The organism is Cellulosimicrobium sp. CUA-896, from assembly GCF_001942335.1.
GTDB lineage: Bacteria > Actinomycetota > Actinomycetes > Actinomycetales > Cellulomonadaceae > Cellulosimicrobium.
In genome coordinates this window covers 41977-59388 of record NZ_MKKH01000017.1, presented here as the reverse complement: position 1 = coordinate 59388, position 17412 = coordinate 41977, and the positions used below count along the sequence as shown (strand labels likewise).

The window sequence follows — 17412 nt, the reverse complement described above, 5'->3', positions numbered from 1 at the left end:
ACCAGCGGCTTCCCGCTCCTGCACGTCGGTCCGGGCGCGTCGACGAGCCCGGCCTCTGGCTCGTCCCGCTGCCCGACGGCGCGGCCCCGCCCGACCGGCACGGCCTGCCCGACCTGGTGCTCTACGTGGACCACGTCGACGCGACGCTCGACCGCCTGGCCGGGCTCGGCGTCGAGCCGTTCGAGGGACCGGACACCGACGCCGCGTCGGGCGACCGTTCCGCGCACGTGCACGACCCCGACGGCCACCACGTCATCCTCGTCCGCCTGGGCGGCACGCGGTCCTGACGCGCCACGACGTGCGCACCGGCCCGGCCTCAGACGACGCCGGAGCGGTGGCCGTACCGGGTCGTGCGGGCGGGTCGCGCGGGCGGGTCGAGCGGGCGGTGGCGGCGATCTCGGTGGACCTGCACGCCTTTCGGGGGCACCATGGTGCGGTCGGTCGACACGTCGGCCACCCGTCGCGAGCTAGCGCTCGCCGGACGGTCCGGGAACGAGGAGACAGCGGATGCAGTGCGTCGCCGCAGGGTGCGAGGTGGCCGTCACGGCCTGCTCGGGCGACCCCGCGCGCCGCGCACCGTCCCGCATCGCCGACCGCTGACCGCGGCCCCGGCGGAGTCGTCGACGGGCCGCGGCACCCGTCCGCCACGCCGCCCCCGTCGCGCCGCAGCCCTCACGACCCGTGGCTCTGCCACCGGTCCCCCGGGCCAGCGCGCGCCGTCGTGCACCCGTGCCCGGGGCCTGCACCGCAGGCCCGACGGCGCCCGCCGGCGACGCCGCGCACGTCGTCCCGCGTCGGTCGGCGGCCTCGACCGACCCCCGGAAGCAGAACCATGAATCCCCTGACCGAGAAGCAGATCCGCGCGTCCTTCGTCAACGCCTCGCGCCGCGAGGCCGCCCAGGCGACGCTCCCCGACCTCGAGGCGCTCGACTGGGACCGCCTCGACTACCTCGGGTGGCGCGACCGCAAGGCCCCGCTGTCGGCGTACGCCGTCGTCCCGGTGGACGGCGAGCCCGTCGGCGTCCTGCTGCGCTCCACCGACGCGAAGTCGGGCGGGCGACGTCGGCGCGCCCTGTGCGCGTGGTGCGAGGACGTCGTCGTGACCGAGGACGTCAGCCTCTACGTCGCGCGCCGCGCCGGGGCGTCCGGCCGCCGCGGCAACACCGTCGGCACGCTGATCTGCACCGACTTCCGCTGCTCGGCGAACGTGCGCCGCACCCCGACCCGCACCGAGCTCGGCGACGACGACTCGATGCGCGACACGATCGTCGAGCTCCGCATCGACGGCCTCCGTGACCGCTCCTCCCGCTTCGTCACCGAGGTCCTCCGCGACGCCTGACCGCCACGAAGTAGAGCCTCCGGCGCCGAGGTAGAGCCCCCAGGGCTCTACCTCGGCACCGGCAAGCTCTATCTCGCCGACCGCTGCCCTCGCCGGCCCGGGCTCTACCCCGCGGACGACGGAGGCGACGCGGACACGGAGGGCGAGGGTTCCGCGGGGGTGGGGCGGGTCGTGGCGGGGCTGGCGGGAGGCCGCGAGGAACGAGCGGCCGGATGGTAGACCCGCCCCGCCCCCGCGGAGCCGTCGACCGGACCCGACCCCGCGACGCCACCCGGCCCCGAGGCACCACCGGCCGACGAGGACCTGCGACCGCCGGGCCACCAGTTCCACCGCCCCAGCAACCGCATCGTCGCGGGCAGCAGCAGCCCGCGTACGACGGTGACGTCGAGCAGGACGGCGACGGCCATCCCGATGCCGACCTCCTTCATGGCGACGAGGTCGCCGATGGCGAAGCCGAGGAACACGACGGTGATGGCGACGGCGGCGGTGGTGACGACAGGCCCGGTGACGGTGATGCCGCGCAGGACGGCGCGGTCGTTGGCGAGGCGTGGGTCCTCGTCGGGGTCGCGCTGCCGCCACTCCTCGGCGATGCGGGCGAGGAGGAAGACCTCGTAGTCCATCGACAGCCCGAACACGAGCAGGCACAGCAGGAGCGGCGTGGTGACGTCGAGCGCGCCCCAGGACTCGAAGCCGAGCAGGCTCTCGCCCCAGCCCCAGGCGAACAGGGCGGTGAGCACGCCGAGCGTGGCGCCGATGGTGAGGAGGTTGAGCAGGAGCGCCTTGACCGGCACGACGACGGACCGGGTGAGCGCGAGGAGCAGGAGGAACGTCGCGGCGACGACGACGCCGAGCGCGAGCGGGAGGCGGTCGAGGAGCTGGTCCTGGGTGTCGACGACGTCGGCGGCGGGCCCGGCGACCTGCACGACGACCTGGCCGTCGTCGGTGCGGGGGTCGCCGCTCGTCCCGTCGGCCCCGGTGCCGAAGTGCGCTTCCCGGAGCTCGCGGACGTCGCGCACGATCTGCTGGGCCTGGGCGCCGGTCGCCTCGCCCTCGGGCTCGAGCTCGACGACGGTGGTGTCGGTCGCGACGACGTCGAGGTCGAGCCCGGCGTCGGCGACCCCGGGCAGGGCGGCCGCCTCGTCGAGGAACGCCTGGACGCGTTCGTCCTCCACGGGCGCGTCGACGATGACGACGACGGGCTCGATGCCGAGGTCGCTGAAGCCGGTGGTGAGCGCCTCGTACGCGCGCCGTTCCTCGGCGTCGACGGGCAGGGACCGGACCTCGGAGCTGCCGAGGGTGAGGGAGCCGAGCGGCGCGGCGAGGACGAGCAGGACGCCGGTGGCCGCGACGGCGACGACGCCGGCGTGCCGCTGGGCGACGCGGGCGAGCCGGCCGAGCAGCCCGGGCGGTGCCGCGCCCGCCGCGGGCCGCGTCCAGGGCCGGGACCAGGTCCGCGTCCCGGCCGCCGGGACGTGCCGGTGCCACACGGCGACGAGCGCGGGCACGAGCGTGAGCCCGGCGAGGGTCGCGAGGAGCACGACGACGGCGCCGCCGACGGCCATCCCGGACAGGAGCGGGTCGCCGAGGAGCAGCAGGCCCGCGAGCGCGATGCCCACCGCGAGCCCGGACACGAGCACGGCCCGGCCCGCACCGGCGACGGCGCGGCCCAGGACCTCCTCGACCGGGGCGCCGGGCGTGCGCTCGCGCTCCTCGCGGAACCGCGCGACGACGAGGAGGCCGTAGTCGACGGAGAGGCCGAGCCCGAGCAGTGTGACGACGTTGACCGCGAACTCGTTGACCGGCACGACGCCGAGCAGGCCCGTGAGGGCGAGCAGCGCGGCCGCGATGGTGCCGAGCGCGGCGAGCACCGGCACCAGCCCGGCGCGCAGACCCCCGAGGACGACGACGAGGAGCACGAGCAGCACGGCGACCGCGATGCCCTCGCCGACGGCGGCGTCGGTCACGGCACGCTCGACGAACGCTTCCTCGGCGAGCAGCTCGCCGCCGACGAGCACCTCGGGCGCGGCCACGGTGCGCAACGCGTCGGCGACGCGGTGGGCGGTGGCGAGCGCCGCGTCGTCGTCCAGGGCGGGGTCCAGCTCGACGGTGACGAGCGAGCTCTGCCCGTCGTCACCGATGAGTCCTCCGGCGGTGTACGCGTCGTAGACCTCGACGACGCCGGGCATCGCCCGGACCTCGATCATGACCGCGGTCGCGTCCTCGACGAGGCCGGGGTCGAAGAAGTCGCGTCCGGCGATCACCGCGGACACGATCTCGCCCCCGGGGCCCTCGCCCGGCGGCGTGGCCAGCTCGTCGTGCCAGCGCGCGGCGAGCTCGGCCTCGCTGCCGGGCGGGGCGTCGGGGACGTCCTGCGTGCGGTCGAACACCGCGCCGCCGAGCACCGCCCCGGCGAGCGTCAGGGCCAGCCAGAGGGCGAGCACGACCACGCGTCGTCGGGCCACGGCGCGGCCGAGCCGTTCCAGCATCGGTGACGTCCTCCTCGTCGAGGTGCGCGACCGGCCCGTGCGGACCGGTCGCGGAACCAGGTGAGCCTACGTCCTGGCGGGAGCGTCGTCGGACCACCGCTCCCGTCCACGGACGTCGGGGGCCCCGCACCCGGCGCGGACGCCGGGCGCGAGGCCCCCTGGTGCGGACGTCAGCCGCAGCTGGTCGCGTCGTACGGCAGCTCGAGCGCCGCCGTCCGACCGTCACCGGACGCGGTCACCTGGGCCGCTCCGGCGTCCACCGACGTCGCCCGCGCGGGGAACGCCTGGTAGGCCGACTTCCCGGGCTCGACGCCCTCGACCACCTTCTCGCCGAACGGCGTGGTGAGCGTGACGTCGGCCGGCACCGTGTCGGCGTTGGTCGCGCGGACCGCGACGTACGCCTTGCCGGCGAGGCACCGCACCTGGACCGTCGCGTCGACGGCCAGCTCCTCGGCCGCCGTGAGGTCCTTGACCCGGATGTTGCGGTACGAGACCGCCTCGCCCGCGCCGTGGTTCTGGATGCCGATGAACCCGCTCGACAGGTCGCGCGCCGGGTCGGTGCTCGTGAAGTCGTTGACGAGCACGTCGTTGAGGTAGATCCGGATGCGGTCTCCCTCGACGCGGATGTCGTACGCGTTCCACTGCCCGACCGGGTTGAGCGCCTCGTCCACGGCGTCGAGGTCGGCGCCCTGGAACGTGTAGATCGCACCGGTCGTGCGGTCGTCGGCGTCCGTGGCGTCGATCTGGATCTCGTAGCCCTGGTTCACGGCGACCCACGGGTCGTCGCCCGGGTTCGGGAACCCGACGAAGACGCCGCCGTTGTCGTCCTTGACGAGCTTCCAGTCGAGCTTGAGCGAGTACGCGTCGCCCAGCTCCTCCTGGGTGTACCAGAGCAGGCCCATGCCGCCCTCGCCGCGGATGGTGCAGTCGTCCTGGCGGCCGAAGCCACCCGGACCGGCCATGCGCCAGCCCTCGTTGAGGCTCTCGAGCGTGCCGTCGAAGAGGGCGGTGTAGCCGTCCTCGACGTCGGCCGGGGTGCAGATGTCCGTCGTGTCGCCGACGGACAGCACGTCGAGGTTCACGTTGCCCTCGTCGCCCTCGTCCTGCTGGACGCGATGGTGTTGACGCCGGCCTGGAGCTCGACGTCACGCGTGGCGGTGCCCCACGTCTTCCAGTCGCCGGTCGTGGGCAGCGTCCACGGCCCGATCTTCTCGCCGTTGACGTAGAGGGACACGTCCTTGTCGCGCAGCTCCGGGAACGGGTGGATGCCGTTCGCGTAGCGCAGGTGGATCGGGTACGTGCCCGCCTCGTCGACGTCCACGGAGAACTGCCGGCCGCTGCCGGTGGCCTGCATGTTCGCGGCGAAGCCGGAGCCGGAGTAGTTGCTGTGGTCGAACGCGATGGTCGACGCGCCGAGCGGCTGCGCCGTCTCGGCCTCGTACCATCCGCGCTCGGCGGGGGCGACGTAGCCCGGGACCGAGTTCATCGTGTACCACGCCTCGGTGCTGAGGAGCTCCGCACCACCCGTGGAGGCGAACGGACGCGGCGAGCGCAGGTGCACCACGTAGCCGGGCTTGAGGCCGTCGACCGTGAGGGTCACGGTGGTGCGGTCCTCGGACACGGTGGCGTCCGTGACGAACAGCGGCTGCTCGTCGACCTTCGGGCCGCCGTACTGCTGCGTCGGCACGTAGGTCCACTGCTTGAGCTGGTAGGCGTCGGCCAGGTTCGCGACGACCTCGTCGGAGACGGGGTCGGTGTACTCGATCTCGAAGCCGCCCTCGACGAGCCGCATCTCCTTCATGTCGAAGGAGTCCTCGGCCACGGGGACGAGCTTCTGCAGGCCGTACCGGAGCTTGCCGGACTCGCCCCAGTTGCCGCCCTCACCGGTGCCGCCGACGTACAGCGCGCCGTCGGGGCCGTAGAGGATGCGGTTGGCGCCGACCTCGAGGCCCGCGGTGTGGCGGAAGACCGCGCCCTGGTACTCGCCGTCGACCTTCTCGAGGAACGCGCGCTGGATGCCGCCGTAGGTGACGTCGCCGAGGAGCATCTGCCCCGCGAACTCGCCGTCCTCGACGAGGATCGGGTTGCCCGGGGAGTTGGCGATCTCGTTCTGCGGCAGCCACAGGGCCGGCTGGCTCACCGGCTGGTCGTCGAACGGACCGGCCGGGTTCGTGTAGTGGTTGTAGAAGTGGTCCGGCTGGATGTGGATGAGCTTGTTGGCCGGGAGCCACGCGCCTGGTTGTCCGTGGCGAACAGGTCGCCCTCGGGACCGAAGCCGATGCCGTTGGGGGTGCGCAGGCCGCCCGCGACGTACGTGACCTCGCCGGTCTCGCGGTCGATCTTGATCGACGTGCCGCGGTTCTCGCCCGGCTGCGGGTTCGTCGTCGCGCCGCCGTTGTCGATGGCGACGGACAGGTTGACGTAGAAGTAGTCCTCGTCGTGGACGAGGCCGAACGCGAACTCGTGGAAGTTGCCGCCGTCGGGCCACTCCGCGATCTTCGTGTGGACGTCGTAGAACCCGTCGCCGTCGGGGTCGGTGAGCTGCGTGAGCTGGTACCGCTCCGAGACGAAGATCGAGTCCTCGATGACCTGGATGCCCATGGGGTTGAGGAGCTCGTCGGCGACCTTCGTCACCGTGACGTCCTCGGGGCCGTCGGCCTCGACGGCACGTCGAGGAAGTAGACCTCGCCCGACGTGGGGTCCGGGCGCCAGCCGCCGGAGCTGACCTCGCCCGTCGTGACGACGGCGAGCTGCTCGTCCGGGGTGAACGCGAGGCCGGAGACCTTGGGCTCGAAGCCCTCGGGGCGCAGGTCGACGAGCTCGTAGTTCGGGTTCACCGAGTCGAGGCGCAGTCCGTCGCCCGCGGAGTCGGTGTCGCCCTCGCAGTACTTGTAGCCCGGGGCGGTGACGCGCACGACGCCCGCCTCGGTGCTGAGCGCCGACTCCGGGACCAGCTCGAAGGTCGAGCTGCCGGGCGCCTTCCACTCGAGGTGGAGCTCCTGGCCGCCGCCGGCCTCGAAGAACTCGACGAACAGCGCGTGCGTGCCCGCCGTGAGCGTCGTCGTGCCCTCCTTGGGCTCGGCGCCGTGCAGACCGTCGTGGTCGACGACGAGCTGGTCGTCGATGCTCAGCCGCGAGCCGTCGTCGCTCGTGAGCCGGAACGTGTACTCCCCGTCGGTGGGCACCGCGAGGTTCGCGATCACGTGCGAGACGAAGTTGTCCTCCGCGCCGAACTGCTCCGCGGTGTCCCAGCTGATCGTGGGCATGAGCTTGTCGACGTTGGGGGTCTGGCCGGACTTGAGCGTGCAGATCGCGTCCTGGCCCTGAGCGAGCTGGAAGGTGCGCAGCGTGACACCGGGCTCCTGCTCGGGGAGGTCCGCGGCCGCGGGGACGGCCCAGCCACCGACGGCGACGACGGCGCCGAGCGTCACGGCGGCGATGCCGCGGCGCCTGGTCACGGATCGCCTCGGGTCGCTGGGCGGGCGTGGGGTACGTACGAGCATCCTTGCTCCCTTGATCGTTCACCGCGTCGAGAGGATGCCCCTGCCGTCCCCGTCGACTGACAACGCTGGACAGGCTAACCGCGGTTGTGCCGCGATGTCTACAACTTCGGATCGGCGCCCGACAAAAGTGGCATGCGGGACGCGCGGCCCGGCGGCGGTGGCTATCGTCGCCCCATGAGCGCGCGGCACGCCGAGACCAGCCCGGCCAGCATGACACGGCCGGAGGCCCGTCCGTTCGCCCAGGTGGACGTCTTCACCCGCACCGCGACGCGGGGCAACCCGGTCGCCGTCGTGCTCGACGGCGAGGGCCTCGACGAGGCGCAGATGGCCGCGTTCGCGCGCTGGACCAACCTCTCCGAGACGACCTTCGTCCTGCCGCCCACGGAGCAGGGCGCGGCGGACGGCGCCGACTACCGGCTGCGCATCTTCACCCCCGCGGGAGAGCTGCCGTTCGCCGGGCACCCCACCCTGGGGTCCTGCCACGCCTGGCTCCAGGCCGGCGGGGCGTCGCGCGAGGACGGGGTCGTCGTGCAGGAGTGCGGCGTCGGGCTCGTGCGGATCCGCCGTGAGGGCGACGGCTCCCGGCTCACGTTCGCGGCTCCCGACCCGATCACCGAGACCCCGCTCGACGCGGACGAGCTGGAGGCGGTCGTCGCCGCGCTCGGCGTGCCCGCGGACGCGGTCCTCGACCACCGCCTGCTCGACAACGGTCCCGGCTGGCGCGTCCTGCTGCTCGACTCCGCGGAGCGGGTCGCGGGCATCTCCCCCGACTTCACGAGGCTGCGCGTCTCGCACCCCGACCTCTCCGTCGGCGTCGCCGGTCTCTACCCGGACGGCACGCCGGGACCGGACGGTGCCGCCGTCGAGGTGCGCGGTTTCGCGCTCGGCATGGGGATCCCGGAGGATCCCGTGACGGGGAGCCTCCAGGCGGTCGTCGGTCAGTGGCTGACGGGCGACGGGCGGCTGCCCGGGCGGTACGTCGCCGCGCAGGGCGCCGCGCTCGGCCGGGCGGGGCGCGTGCACGTCGCGCGCGACGCCGCGGGCACCGTGTGGGTCGGCGGGGACAGCGTGACGGTCGTCGCGGGCACGGTGCGCCTCTGAGACGGCAGGGCCCCGCGCGGCACCGTCAGTCGATCGGGAAGGTCACCCAGATGTTCTTGGTCTCCTCCGTCGAGTACCAGCCGACGTCGAGCGACAGCGTGCGCGCGAGGTGGAGCCCCAGGCCGCCCGCGCCGGGGATGCGCTCGCCCGCGTAGACCGGTGCCGACCCGCGGTCGTGGTCCGCGACCTCGAGCAGCCAGCACGAGTGGTCCCGCATGAGGCGCACGATGGTCGGCGGGTGGCCGTGCTCGAGCGCGTTCGTCGCGAGCTCGGACGCCACGAGCACGAGCTTCTCGGGCGTCGCGCCGAGCCCCTCGTCCGGCGCCGCGGTCCCCGTGCGCAGGATCGCTCCGAGTCCGGAGCGCAGGGCGCTCAGCTCCTCGACCCCGTCGAGCGACCACTGCTCGACGGGGTGGAAGCGCTCGGGCGGTCGCGAGAAGGGCAGCCCGGCATCGGTGGCAGGCACGTCGATCGAGACGTCCTCGGACGGGGTCACGGGCGCTCTCCTTCACGGCCGCGGTGGCGGCCTGCTGCAAGACGGGACCGGGCGTGGACCGGCCCGTACGAGACTGGCACGCGGACCGTCGGACCGCACCCGCAACCGCGACACCCGACGACCGCGCGCGGCCCCGCGCCGCGACGTCGTCGTCGGCCGGATTCGACGCCGGGCCCTGCTGCGGCAACGATGGAGACGGTCCGGGCGTGCGACCGGGAGGACGGAGAACCACGAGCGTGAGCGATCGCCGAGACGTCGAGCCGGTCCCGCCCGCCGGGGCGGTGCTGGTCCTCGACCTGACGCGCGACGCCGTCGTGCACCAGGACGAGCGGGCCCGCCGCTTCGCCCACGGGGTGTCCGCACCGGCACCCGCACTCGACTGGGCCCGCGCCGCGGACCTGCGCCACGCCGACGACGGCACCCCGGTCGACCTGCGCAAGGTGGCGACGGGACCGGCCGAGGGCATCCCCGTGGTCGCCGCCGCGCCCGACGGCGTCGCCGACACCGTGCGCTGCCTGCTCACCAGCACCGGGCCGGCGGGCGGGGACGGCACCCTCGCCGTCGTCGTGATCGAGCCGGTCGGCGCCGGGACGCTCGAGCGTCGCGCCGTCCTGGCGAGCGACCTGTCGTTCACGATCGCGGACGCACGGCTCCCCGACGTCCCGCTCGTGTGGGTCAACCCGGCGTTCACCGCGACGACCGGGTACACCGAGGAGGACGTCCTCGGGCACAACTGCCGGTTCCTCCAGGGCCCGGGCACCGACCTCGCAGCCGTGGACCGGGTCCGGGACGGCCTGCGCGCCCGGACCACGATCGGCGAGACGCTCCTCAACTACCGCAAGGACGGCACGCCGTTCTGGAACCAGCTCGTCATCTCCCCGATCACGGACGCGCGCGGCGACGTCACGCACTTCGTCGGCGTCCAGGCCGACGTGACGGCGCGCGTCGAGAGCGAGCAGGTCCGCGACCGCCAGCTCGACGACGCCCGGTCGTCGAACCGACGGCTGAGCGCCGCCATGGGCATCACGCAGCGCCTCACGCAGATCCTCGACGTGGACGACCAGCTCGAGGAGGCGGCCTGCGAGCTCGCGACGACGTTCGGCGGCTGGGCGGTGCTCATCACCTTCCCGGGCGGCCGGTCGCGGTCCGACGTGGCGACGACCGACCCCACCCTGCGCGACGCCGCGCGCCTGCTGTCGCGGGACGCCGGCTGGGCGGACCGCTCGCTCGCGGCGGTCGACGCTCTCGCGGGCGGGTCGAGCTACTCCGAGCCGTTCGACATCACGCCCGAGATGGTCTCCTCGTACGCCAGCCCTGCCCAGCGCGACGCGATGCACGCGCTCGGTCTCGGCTCGGCGATGACGGTCCCGCTGCGCGCGCGGGGCACGATCACCGGGGTCGCCGCCGTCATCAGTCCCGACGCCGGCGCGTTCGACGGCGAGGACGCGGTCATGCTCGAGGACCTCGGCCAGCGCCTCGGGCTGATCCTCGACAACGCACGGCTCTACGCGGCCGAGCGCGAGGCGGCGCGCGCCCTGCAGGAGCGGATGCTCCCGACGATCGACGACGTGGAGGGCCTCGACGTCGCGGTGACGTACCGCCCCGCCTCGGACGGGAAGCAGGCCAGCGCCTCCGTGGGTGGGGACTGGTTCGACGTCCTCGCGCGCCCGGACGGCACCGTCGCGCTCGTCGTGGGCGACGTCGTGGGGCACGACATGCACGCGGCCGCGTCGATGGGGCAGCTGCGCTCCGTCCTGCGCGCGGTCGCCTGGGACCTCGAGGACCCGGCCGCGGTCCTCGCGCGCGTGAACCACCTCGTCACGGTGCTCGCGCTCGCCGACATCGCGACGTGCGCCTTCGCGTCCCTGGGGCCCGCCGCACCCGACGGGACCCGTCGGCTCGCGTACTCCCGGGCAGGCCACCTGCCGCCGCTCCTGCTGCGCCCCGACGGCGCCGTGACGGTGCTCGACGGCGCGCTGACGACACCGGTCGGCGTGCCCGACCTCGACGACGTGACGTCGAACGAGGTCGAGCTCCCCGCGGGGTCCGTCGTCGTGCTGTACACCGACGGTCTGGTGGAGTCCCGTGCCCGGGACCAGCGCGCCGGGATCGCGACCGTCGTGCGGGCGCTCGAGGCGGCCCCACAGGACCTCGACGCGGCCGGCGTGCGCGACCTCGTGCTCGCCGCCGCGCGCACGGACCACCAGGAGGACGACCTCTGCGTCCTCGTGGTGCGCACGTAGCGCCGGCCGCGCGCTCAGCGGCCCAGGAGCCGGAGCGAGAGCTGCCACAGCCTGTCGGCCCCCTCGGGGTCGAGCGCGTAGCGCGCCACGCTCCCGGTGAGCGCCTGCGGGTCCGCGGGTCGCTCGTCGACGGTCCGGGCCTCCTGGCAGTCGTCGAGGTAGCGTCCGCCGATGCCGTCGAGCAACGGCGAGACGGCCGCGAAGACCGTGGTCGCCGCGCCCTGCCGGACCGTCTTGCGCTGCTCGGGAGGAGTGGAGAGACGCCCGCCGACATGGCGCTGCAGGTCGGTCGCGATCGCGCCGGGGTTCACCGCGTTGACGGTGATCCCGTCCTCGTGCCACCGGCTGCTGGCGCCGACGGCGAACAGGACCTGGGCGGTCTTGGACTGCGCGTAGGCGCTCAGCGGGTCGTAGGGCCGGAAGCGGTAGTCGACGTCGTCGTGGACGACGGGACCGAACAGGTGGCCGGACGAGCTGAGCACGACGACCCGGGCGCCCCCGGCCGCCGCGAGCGCCCCGTGCAGGCGGGTGGTCAGGTCGACGTGCCCCAGGTGGTTGGTCGCGAGCTGCATCTCGTGCCCCGAGGCGTCGCGGGTGAGCTCCGGGATCATCATCACCCCGGCGTTGTTGACGAGCAGGTGGAGGGGCCCCGTCCACGCGTCGGCGAACGCGGCGACGGAGCGCCGGTCGGTGAGCTCGAGCGGCGCGGCGCGCACCAGGGGGTTGCCGGTGTCGTCGCGGATCTGCTCGGCGACGCGGGTCGCGGCGTCGACCCGGCGCGCGGCGATGGTGACGTCGGCGCCCCGGCGCGCCAGGGTCCGCGCCGTCTCGACGCCGATGCCCGACGCCGCGCCCGTGACGATCGCGCGCGTGCCGGTGAGGTCGACGCCCTCGCTGACGTCGTCGGCGGTGGCGTGGCGGTCGAACGGTGAGGTGAGGAGGGTGGTCATGCCGTCCCGACCACGCGGCAGGTCGGGACGTGACACACCGGCCTAGCGACGCTCCCGGTCGACCAGGGCGGGGTGGCGCGGGTCGTCGAGGCGCACGACGACGTCCGCCGTCCGCTCGGGGTCCGTCTCGGCCGCGTACCGCGCGTACGCGGCGAGCGTCCACGCGTCGTCGGGCCCGGTGCGGCGCTCGGTCGTCGCCGCACGCAGCGCGAGGTGCACGGTGAGGTCGAGCGGCAGTCCCCGACCGAGCGCGAGCGAGCCGTCGAGCACGACGACGAGCCCCGGCTCCGCGGTCGCGTACGGCGCCCGGGTCGCGCGGTCGGTGACGGGGTCGCGCAGGCTCGGCAGGTAGCGCCCGGTCCCACCGGGCCCGACGCGTCGAGCACCTCGCGACGCAGGCCCGCGACGTCGATGCGCTCGTCGAGGAGCGCGTCGGGGTCGGTGCGCCCGCGCTCGAGGCGCAGCGACGCCGGGCGCAGAAGTCGTGCACGTGGATCCGGGCGACCGGACGGCCGGCAGCGCGCAGCGGGTCGACGAGCGCGTCCGCGAGCGCCTCGGGGTGCGTCGTCGGGTGCCCGTCGACGAGGACGCGCAGCGCGTGCCCCGGCGCCGGCCGCGCGAGGACGCGACCGACGACCCGGTCGACGAGCACCTGCTCGGTCACCGGCTCGACGCGCACCCGGCCAGCATCGCACCTCCTGGTGCCGGTGGGCGGCGGGAGCCGGCCGGCCCCGCGCGGCCCTACGCCGGCCGGCGCGGGACGGTGACGACCCAGAGGAAGTCGACGGCGTCCGAGGCGGTCCCGAACGTGACGGGCGACGTGCTCGGGAGCGTCGCCGACGCGCCCTCCGTGACGCGCAGGTCGGCGACGGCCGAGGTGGCACGGAGCACGCCCTGCAGGACGGTCACCATCGAGTCGGGGGCGTCCGCCGGGGCCGACCGGTAGGTGTCGCTCCCGGTGATGTGCCACTTCCACAGCTCCACCGACGTGTGGCTCGTCTCGACACCGTTGAGGAGGTAGGCCCAGCTCCCGGCCGGCGTCGACCACATCTCGACCCCGTCCGGCGAGGTCTCGTCCAGCACGCCGACGAGGGCCGAGAAGGTGGTCCCGAGCGCGGACGCGACCTTGTCGACCGTCGCGAGGCTGGGTTCGCCTGCCCGAGCTCGATCTGGGTGAGCATCCGCCGGCTGACGTCGCTGAGCGAGGCGAGCCTCGTGACGCTCAGGCCGGCGCTCGTCCGGGCCGCGCGGATGCGCCGGCCCACCAGCACCGCCACGTCGGGTCGTAGCCGCTCGACCACATGCCCTCGCTTCGTCGTCACGTGCACGATGGGGTGAGCAATATACTGCTCACCCCGGCGTCTCACCCCGGCGTCCGACGACGCCCGGCAGTCGCCCCGACCGTACCTGCTGGTCCCCGAGACGAGGTGAGGCGCTCTTGGCACCGACCCGCGCGCCCGCGCCGGCCTCCGCGGTGAGCACGTCCCGCGCCCGGCTCGACGTGCTGCGGTGGCAGGCCGGGTACGGCATGTTCGGCGTGCCTCAGGCCGCCGCCCCGATCGCGTTCGCGCTCGTCGCCCTGCCCCTCACCGGCACGGCGAGCTCCGGCGCCGCCCTGGTCCTCGCGATGACGGCCGCCCAGGTCCTCGGCGCCGTCCCGGTCTCGCGCCTGGGGCGCCGGTGGAACGGCGTGCGCTTCCTGCGCGCGCTCATCGCGGTCCGCACCGTCGCGCTCGCCGCCGTGACGGTGCTGGCGGCGGCGACGGCTCCGTTCGCGCTGCTCGTGGTCGCCGTGCTCGCCGCCGGCGCCGTCAACGGCGCCGCGTACGGGTACCAACGGCTCCTGCTCAACCACCTCGTCGAGCCGCGCAGCCTGCCGCGCGCGCTGGGCGTGGCCGCGACGCTGAACGAGGTCACGTTCGCGCTCGCTCCCGTGCTCGCGTCCGTGGTCGGTTCGGTGTCCCCCGTGTGGGCCATGGCGGCGGTCACGGTCCTCGGGGTCGGGCCGATGCTCCTCATGCCGAGCATCCCCAAGGCTCACGGCCTCGAGGTCGGCGGGACGTCGCGGACACGTCGGCGCGTGCCGCGCGCGGTGCTCGTGTGGCTGTGCTGCGCGGGGGCGACCGGAGGAGCAGTCGCCGCGGTGGAGGTCGGAGCCGTGTCCTTCGCGCTGTCCTTCGGGCTCGAGCCGTCCTGGGCCTTCCTCTTCGCGCTCGCGCTGTGCGCGGGCTCGGTGCTCGGCGGGATCTGGGTCAGCGTCCGCAACCGCATGCCGTCCGGGCGGAGGGTCGTCGGCTTCCTCGCCGCCACCACCGCGGGGTCCGGCGCGACCCTCGCCGGCGGGCACCTGGCGCTCACCCTCGCCGGTGCCACCGTCATCGGGCTCTTCCTCCCGATGCTGGGGACGTACTACTCCCTCGTCCTCGACCGCCTCGCCCCGCCCGGTCGACGCGCGGAGATGTTCGCCCTCCTGCGCACGTCGAGCTCGCTGGGCGTCATCGCCGTCAGCGGCCTCCTCGCCGCGTTCGGCCTCCGCGCCGCGCTGCTCGGTGGCTTCGCCCTCCTGGTGCTCGCGTCCGCGCTCGCCACGCTCCACGTCGCGCGCCGCCACGACGCCTGACGGCGGGGCCCGACCGCGACGTCAGGCCCGGGCGCCGTCCAGCGGGACGAGGCGCGCGAGCTGCGTGACGTGCCGCGGCTCGAGCTCGGCGATGCTCGTGACCTGGAGCAGCTTCATGGTGCGCTCGACCTGCTCGGTGAGGATCTGGATCGTGCGGTCGACGCCGGCCCGGCCGCCCGCCATGAGGCCGTAGAGGTACGCGCGGCCGATCAGCGTGAACCGGGCGCCGAGCGCGCACGCCGCGACGACGTCCGCGCCGTTCATGATGCCCGTGTCGACCATGACCTCGACGTCCGCGCCGACCTCGCGCACGACGCGCGGCAGGAGGTGGAACGGGACGGGCGCCCGGTCGAGCTGGCGGCCGCCGTGGTTGGACAGGACGATCCCGTCGACGCCGAGGCCGGCGAGGCGCTTCGCGTCCTCGACGTTCTGCACCCCCTTGACGACGAGCTTCCCGGGCCAGATCTCACGGATGGCGTCGAGGTCCGCGAAGCCGATGGACGGGTCCATCGCGGAGTCGAGGAGCTCGCCGACCGTGCCGCCCGTGGAGGTGAGCGACGCGAACTCGAGCTTGGGCGTCGTGAGGAAGTCGAACCACCACCACGGCCGCGGGATCGCGTCCGCGATCGTGCGCAGCGTCAGCTGCGGCGGGATGGAGAAGCCGTTGCGCTTGTCGCGCAGGCGCGCGCCGGCGACCGGGGTGTCGACGGTGAACATCAGCGTGTCGAAGCCGGCCGCGGCCGCGCGCTCCGCGAGCGCGAAGGAGATCTCGCGCTGCCGCATCACGTAGAGCTGGAACCAGTTGCGCCCGTGCGGGTTCGCGGCCCTGACGCCCTCGATCGACGTCGTGCCGAGCGTCGAGAGCGTGAACGGGATGCCCGCCGCCCCCGCCGCGCCCGCGCCCGCGGTCTCGCCCTCGGTCTGCATGAGCCGCGTGAACCCGGTCGGCGCGATGCCGAACGGCAGCGCCGACGGCCCGCCCAGCACGGTCGTGGACGTGTCGACCGTGGAGACGTCGCGCAGGATCGACGGGTGGAACTCGACGTCGAGGAACGCCTGGCGGGCGCGGGCGAGCGAGATCTCGTTCTCCGCGGCGCCTCGGTGTACTCGAACGCCGCGCGCGGGGTGCGGCGCCTCGCGACCGCGCGCAGGTCCTCGATGGTCAGGGCGGCGTCCAGGCGGCGGCGCAGCGGGTCGAGCTGCGGCTTCTTCAGGCGCACGAGCTCGAGGAGGTCGCGCGGGTCGGGGAGCTGTCGGGCGGTCACCGGTCACCTCGGGGGTCGAGTCGGACGGGGGCGAAGGAGGAGGCGACGAGCGCGCGCAGGTCGTCGAGGCCGCCGCTGACGAGGCCCGCGGCACGGGCCTGGACCAGCACGTTACCGATCGCCGTCGCCTCGACGGGACCGGCGAGCACGGGCAGGCCGGACCGGTCGGCCGTCGCCTGGCAGAGCAGCGTGTTCTGCGCTCCCCCGCCGACGACGTGGATCGCGGAGACCCTGCGGCCCGCGAGACGGGCGGCGGTGCGGACGGCGTCGGCGAACCCCTGGGCGAGGCTCTCGACGATGCTGCGGACGACCTCCCCGCGCGTCGCGGGGACAGGCTGGTCGTGCTCGCGGCACCAGTCGGCGATGCGTGCGGGGATGTCGCCGGGCGGCAGGAACCGGGGGTCGTCGACGTCGAACACGGCGACGGGGGTCGTGACGGCGGCGGCCTCGCCCAGCAGCTCCTGGAGCGAGCTCGAGCGCTGGGACGCCGTCGCGCCGCGGTCCCACGTGCGGATCGACTCCGAGAGCAGCCACAGGCCCATGACGTTGTGCAGGAAGCGGGTGCGGCCGTCGACGCCGCCCTCGTTCGTGAACCCGGCGGCGCGCGACTCCTGGGTGAGCACCGGGGCGTCGAGCTCGAGACCGACGAGCCCCCACGTGCCGCACGAGACGTACGCGACGTCGGGCTCGGTGCTCGGCACCGCGACGACCGCGGAGGCCGTGTCGTGGGACCCCACCGCGACCACGGGCACGTCCCGTCCGACGACGGCGGCGACCTCGGGCGCCATCCGCCCGAGCGCGGTGCCGGGGTCGACGAGCGGGGCCAGGACCCGCGCCGGGATGCCCACGAGCTCCGCGAGCTCGAGGTCCCACTCGCCCGTGCGCGGGTCGAGCAGGCCCGTGGTCGAGGCGTTCGTGCGCTCCGTCGCCTCGGTGCCGGTGAGCCAGTACGCGAGCAGGTCCGGCACGAGGAGCATCCGGTCCGCGAGGTCGAGGACCGGGCCCTCCGTGGCGAGCTGGAAGACCGTGTTGAACGGCAGGTGCTGCAGACCGTTGCGCTCGTACAGCCTCTCGGGGCCGAGCACCCCGTGCACCCGCTCCACGCCGGCCGCCGTGCGGTCGTCGCGGTAGTGGAACGGCACGCCGAGGAGGCGCCCGTCGCGCAGCAGCCCGTAGTCGACCGCCCAGGAGTCGATGCCGACGCTCGCGAGCTGCGCGGACGTCTCGCGCTCGGCCGCCGCGACGCCGTCGAGCACCTGCCGGTACAGCTCGAGCAGGTTCCAGTGCAGGCCGTCGCGCGTGCGCACGGGCTCGTTGACGAAGCGCGCGACGTGACGCAGCCGCAGGGCGCCGCCGTCGACGTGCCCGACGATGACCCGCCCGCTCGTCGCGCCCAGGTCGACGGCGGC

General features: G+C 74.5%; 15 protein-coding genes and 2 pseudogenes. 5 read left to right on the top strand and 12 right to left on the bottom strand.

Annotated features, from left to right (window positions below):
- Both BJF88_RS19525 and BJF88_RS07305 read left to right on the top strand, forming a co-directional pair.
- The coding region (locus tag BJF88_RS19525) for a VOC family protein (RefSeq protein WP_222843947.1) at positions 1–287 on the top strand (287 nt) is incomplete at its 5' end.
- Positions 288–832: 545 nt separating this feature from the next.
- Positions 833–1339 (top strand): FBP domain-containing protein, encoded by a 507-nt coding sequence (locus BJF88_RS07305; protein ID WP_075828324.1) that lies wholly within the window; start codon positions 833–835, stop codon positions 1337–1339.
- 104 nt (positions 1340–1443) lie between these two features.
- On the opposite strand, the gene BJF88_RS07300 is transcribed toward BJF88_RS07305, so the two are convergent.
- The 5 genes from BJF88_RS07300 to BJF88_RS21605 all read right to left on the bottom strand — a co-directional run bounded on the left by BJF88_RS07300 (position 1444) and on the right by BJF88_RS21605 (position 7283).
- Positions 1444–3825, bottom strand: coding sequence for an MMPL family transporter (locus BJF88_RS07300; RefSeq protein WP_075828323.1), 2382 nt, complete (start codon positions 3823–3825; stop codon positions 1444–1446).
- Positions 3826–3995: 170 nt separating this feature from the next.
- Positions 3996–4907: a DUF1080 domain-containing protein gene (locus BJF88_RS21620; protein WP_075828322.1), complete on the bottom strand. Its 912-nt coding sequence runs from the start codon at positions 4905–4907 to the stop codon at positions 3996–3998.
- Positions 4904–5965, bottom strand: a complete 1062-nt coding sequence (locus tag BJF88_RS21615) for a CBM35 domain-containing protein (RefSeq protein ID WP_075828321.1) — start codon at positions 5963–5965, stop codon at positions 4904–4906. Before BJF88_RS21615 ends, BJF88_RS21620 begins: the two co-directional genes overlap by 4 nt.
- Positions 5962–6459, bottom strand: coding sequence for a hypothetical protein (locus tag BJF88_RS21610; protein ID WP_075828320.1), 498 nt, complete (start codon positions 6457–6459; stop codon positions 5962–5964). The genes BJF88_RS21615 and BJF88_RS21610 overlap by 4 nt, the downstream gene beginning before the upstream one ends.
- On the bottom strand, positions 6456–7283 hold the full coding sequence (locus BJF88_RS21605; RefSeq protein ID WP_075828319.1) for a PA14 domain-containing protein: 828 nt from the start codon (positions 7281–7283) through the stop codon (positions 6456–6458). Before BJF88_RS21605 ends, BJF88_RS21610 begins: the two co-directional genes overlap by 4 nt.
- Positions 7284–7502: 219 nt before the next feature.
- Here BJF88_RS21605 and BJF88_RS07275 point away from each other — a divergent pair, with 219 nt between their 5' ends.
- Positions 7503–8429 carry a PhzF family phenazine biosynthesis protein gene (locus tag BJF88_RS07275; RefSeq protein ID WP_255371843.1) on the top strand — a complete coding sequence of 309 codons (927 nt, stop codon included), beginning with the start codon at positions 7503–7505 and terminating at the stop codon, positions 8427–8429.
- Between the two features lie 25 nt (positions 8430–8454).
- On the opposite strand, the gene BJF88_RS07270 is transcribed toward BJF88_RS07275, so the two are convergent.
- Positions 8455–8925, bottom strand: coding sequence for an ATP-binding protein (locus tag BJF88_RS07270; RefSeq protein WP_222843946.1), 471 nt, complete (start codon positions 8923–8925; stop codon positions 8455–8457).
- A 236-nt stretch (positions 8926–9161) separates the two neighbouring features.
- Between BJF88_RS07270 and BJF88_RS07265 the strand changes: the two genes are divergently transcribed.
- A complete protein-coding gene (locus BJF88_RS07265; RefSeq protein WP_083648955.1) occupies positions 9162–11168 on the top strand; it encodes a SpoIIE family protein phosphatase in 2007 nt (668 codons plus the stop codon).
- 14 nt (positions 11169–11182) lie between these two features.
- On the opposite strand, the gene BJF88_RS07260 is transcribed toward BJF88_RS07265, so the two are convergent.
- The 4 genes and pseudogenes from BJF88_RS07260 to BJF88_RS23260 form a co-directional block, all read right to left on the bottom strand.
- A complete protein-coding gene (locus BJF88_RS07260; protein ID WP_075828328.1) occupies positions 11183–12118 on the bottom strand; it encodes an SDR family NAD(P)-dependent oxidoreductase in 936 nt (311 codons plus the stop codon).
- A 42-nt stretch (positions 12119–12160) separates the two neighbouring features.
- A complete protein-coding gene (locus BJF88_RS21600; protein ID WP_255371842.1) occupies positions 12161–12388 on the bottom strand; it encodes a hypothetical protein in 228 nt (75 codons plus the stop codon).
- 471 nt (positions 12389–12859) lie between these two features.
- Positions 12860–13201 carry a hypothetical protein gene (locus tag BJF88_RS21595; RefSeq protein ID WP_255371846.1) on the bottom strand — a complete coding sequence of 114 codons (342 nt, stop codon included), beginning with the start codon at positions 13199–13201 and terminating at the stop codon, positions 12860–12862.
- A 71-nt stretch (positions 13202–13272) separates the two neighbouring features.
- Positions 13273–13383: pseudogene (locus tag BJF88_RS23260) on the bottom strand (helix-turn-helix domain-containing protein); the annotation flags it as partial.
- A 173-nt stretch (positions 13384–13556) separates the two neighbouring features.
- On the opposite strand from BJF88_RS23260, the gene BJF88_RS07245 reads away from it, so the two are divergent.
- On the top strand, positions 13557–14738 hold the full coding sequence (locus tag BJF88_RS07245) for an MFS transporter (protein WP_075828318.1): 1182 nt from the start codon (positions 13557–13559) through the stop codon (positions 14736–14738).
- Positions 14739–14759: 21 nt separating this feature from the next.
- On the opposite strand, the pseudogene BJF88_RS07240 reads toward BJF88_RS07245, so the two are convergent.
- Positions 14760–16003 (bottom strand): annotated as a pseudogene (locus BJF88_RS07240) (alpha-hydroxy-acid oxidizing protein).
- The gene (locus BJF88_RS07235; protein ID WP_075828317.1) at positions 16000–17400 is read right to left on the bottom strand and encodes a rhamnulokinase family protein; all 1401 of its coding nucleotides are present in this window, start codon (positions 17398–17400) and stop codon (positions 16000–16002) included. Before BJF88_RS07235 ends, BJF88_RS07240 begins: the two are co-directional and overlap by 4 nt.
- Positions 17401–17412 lie beyond the last annotated feature (12 nt).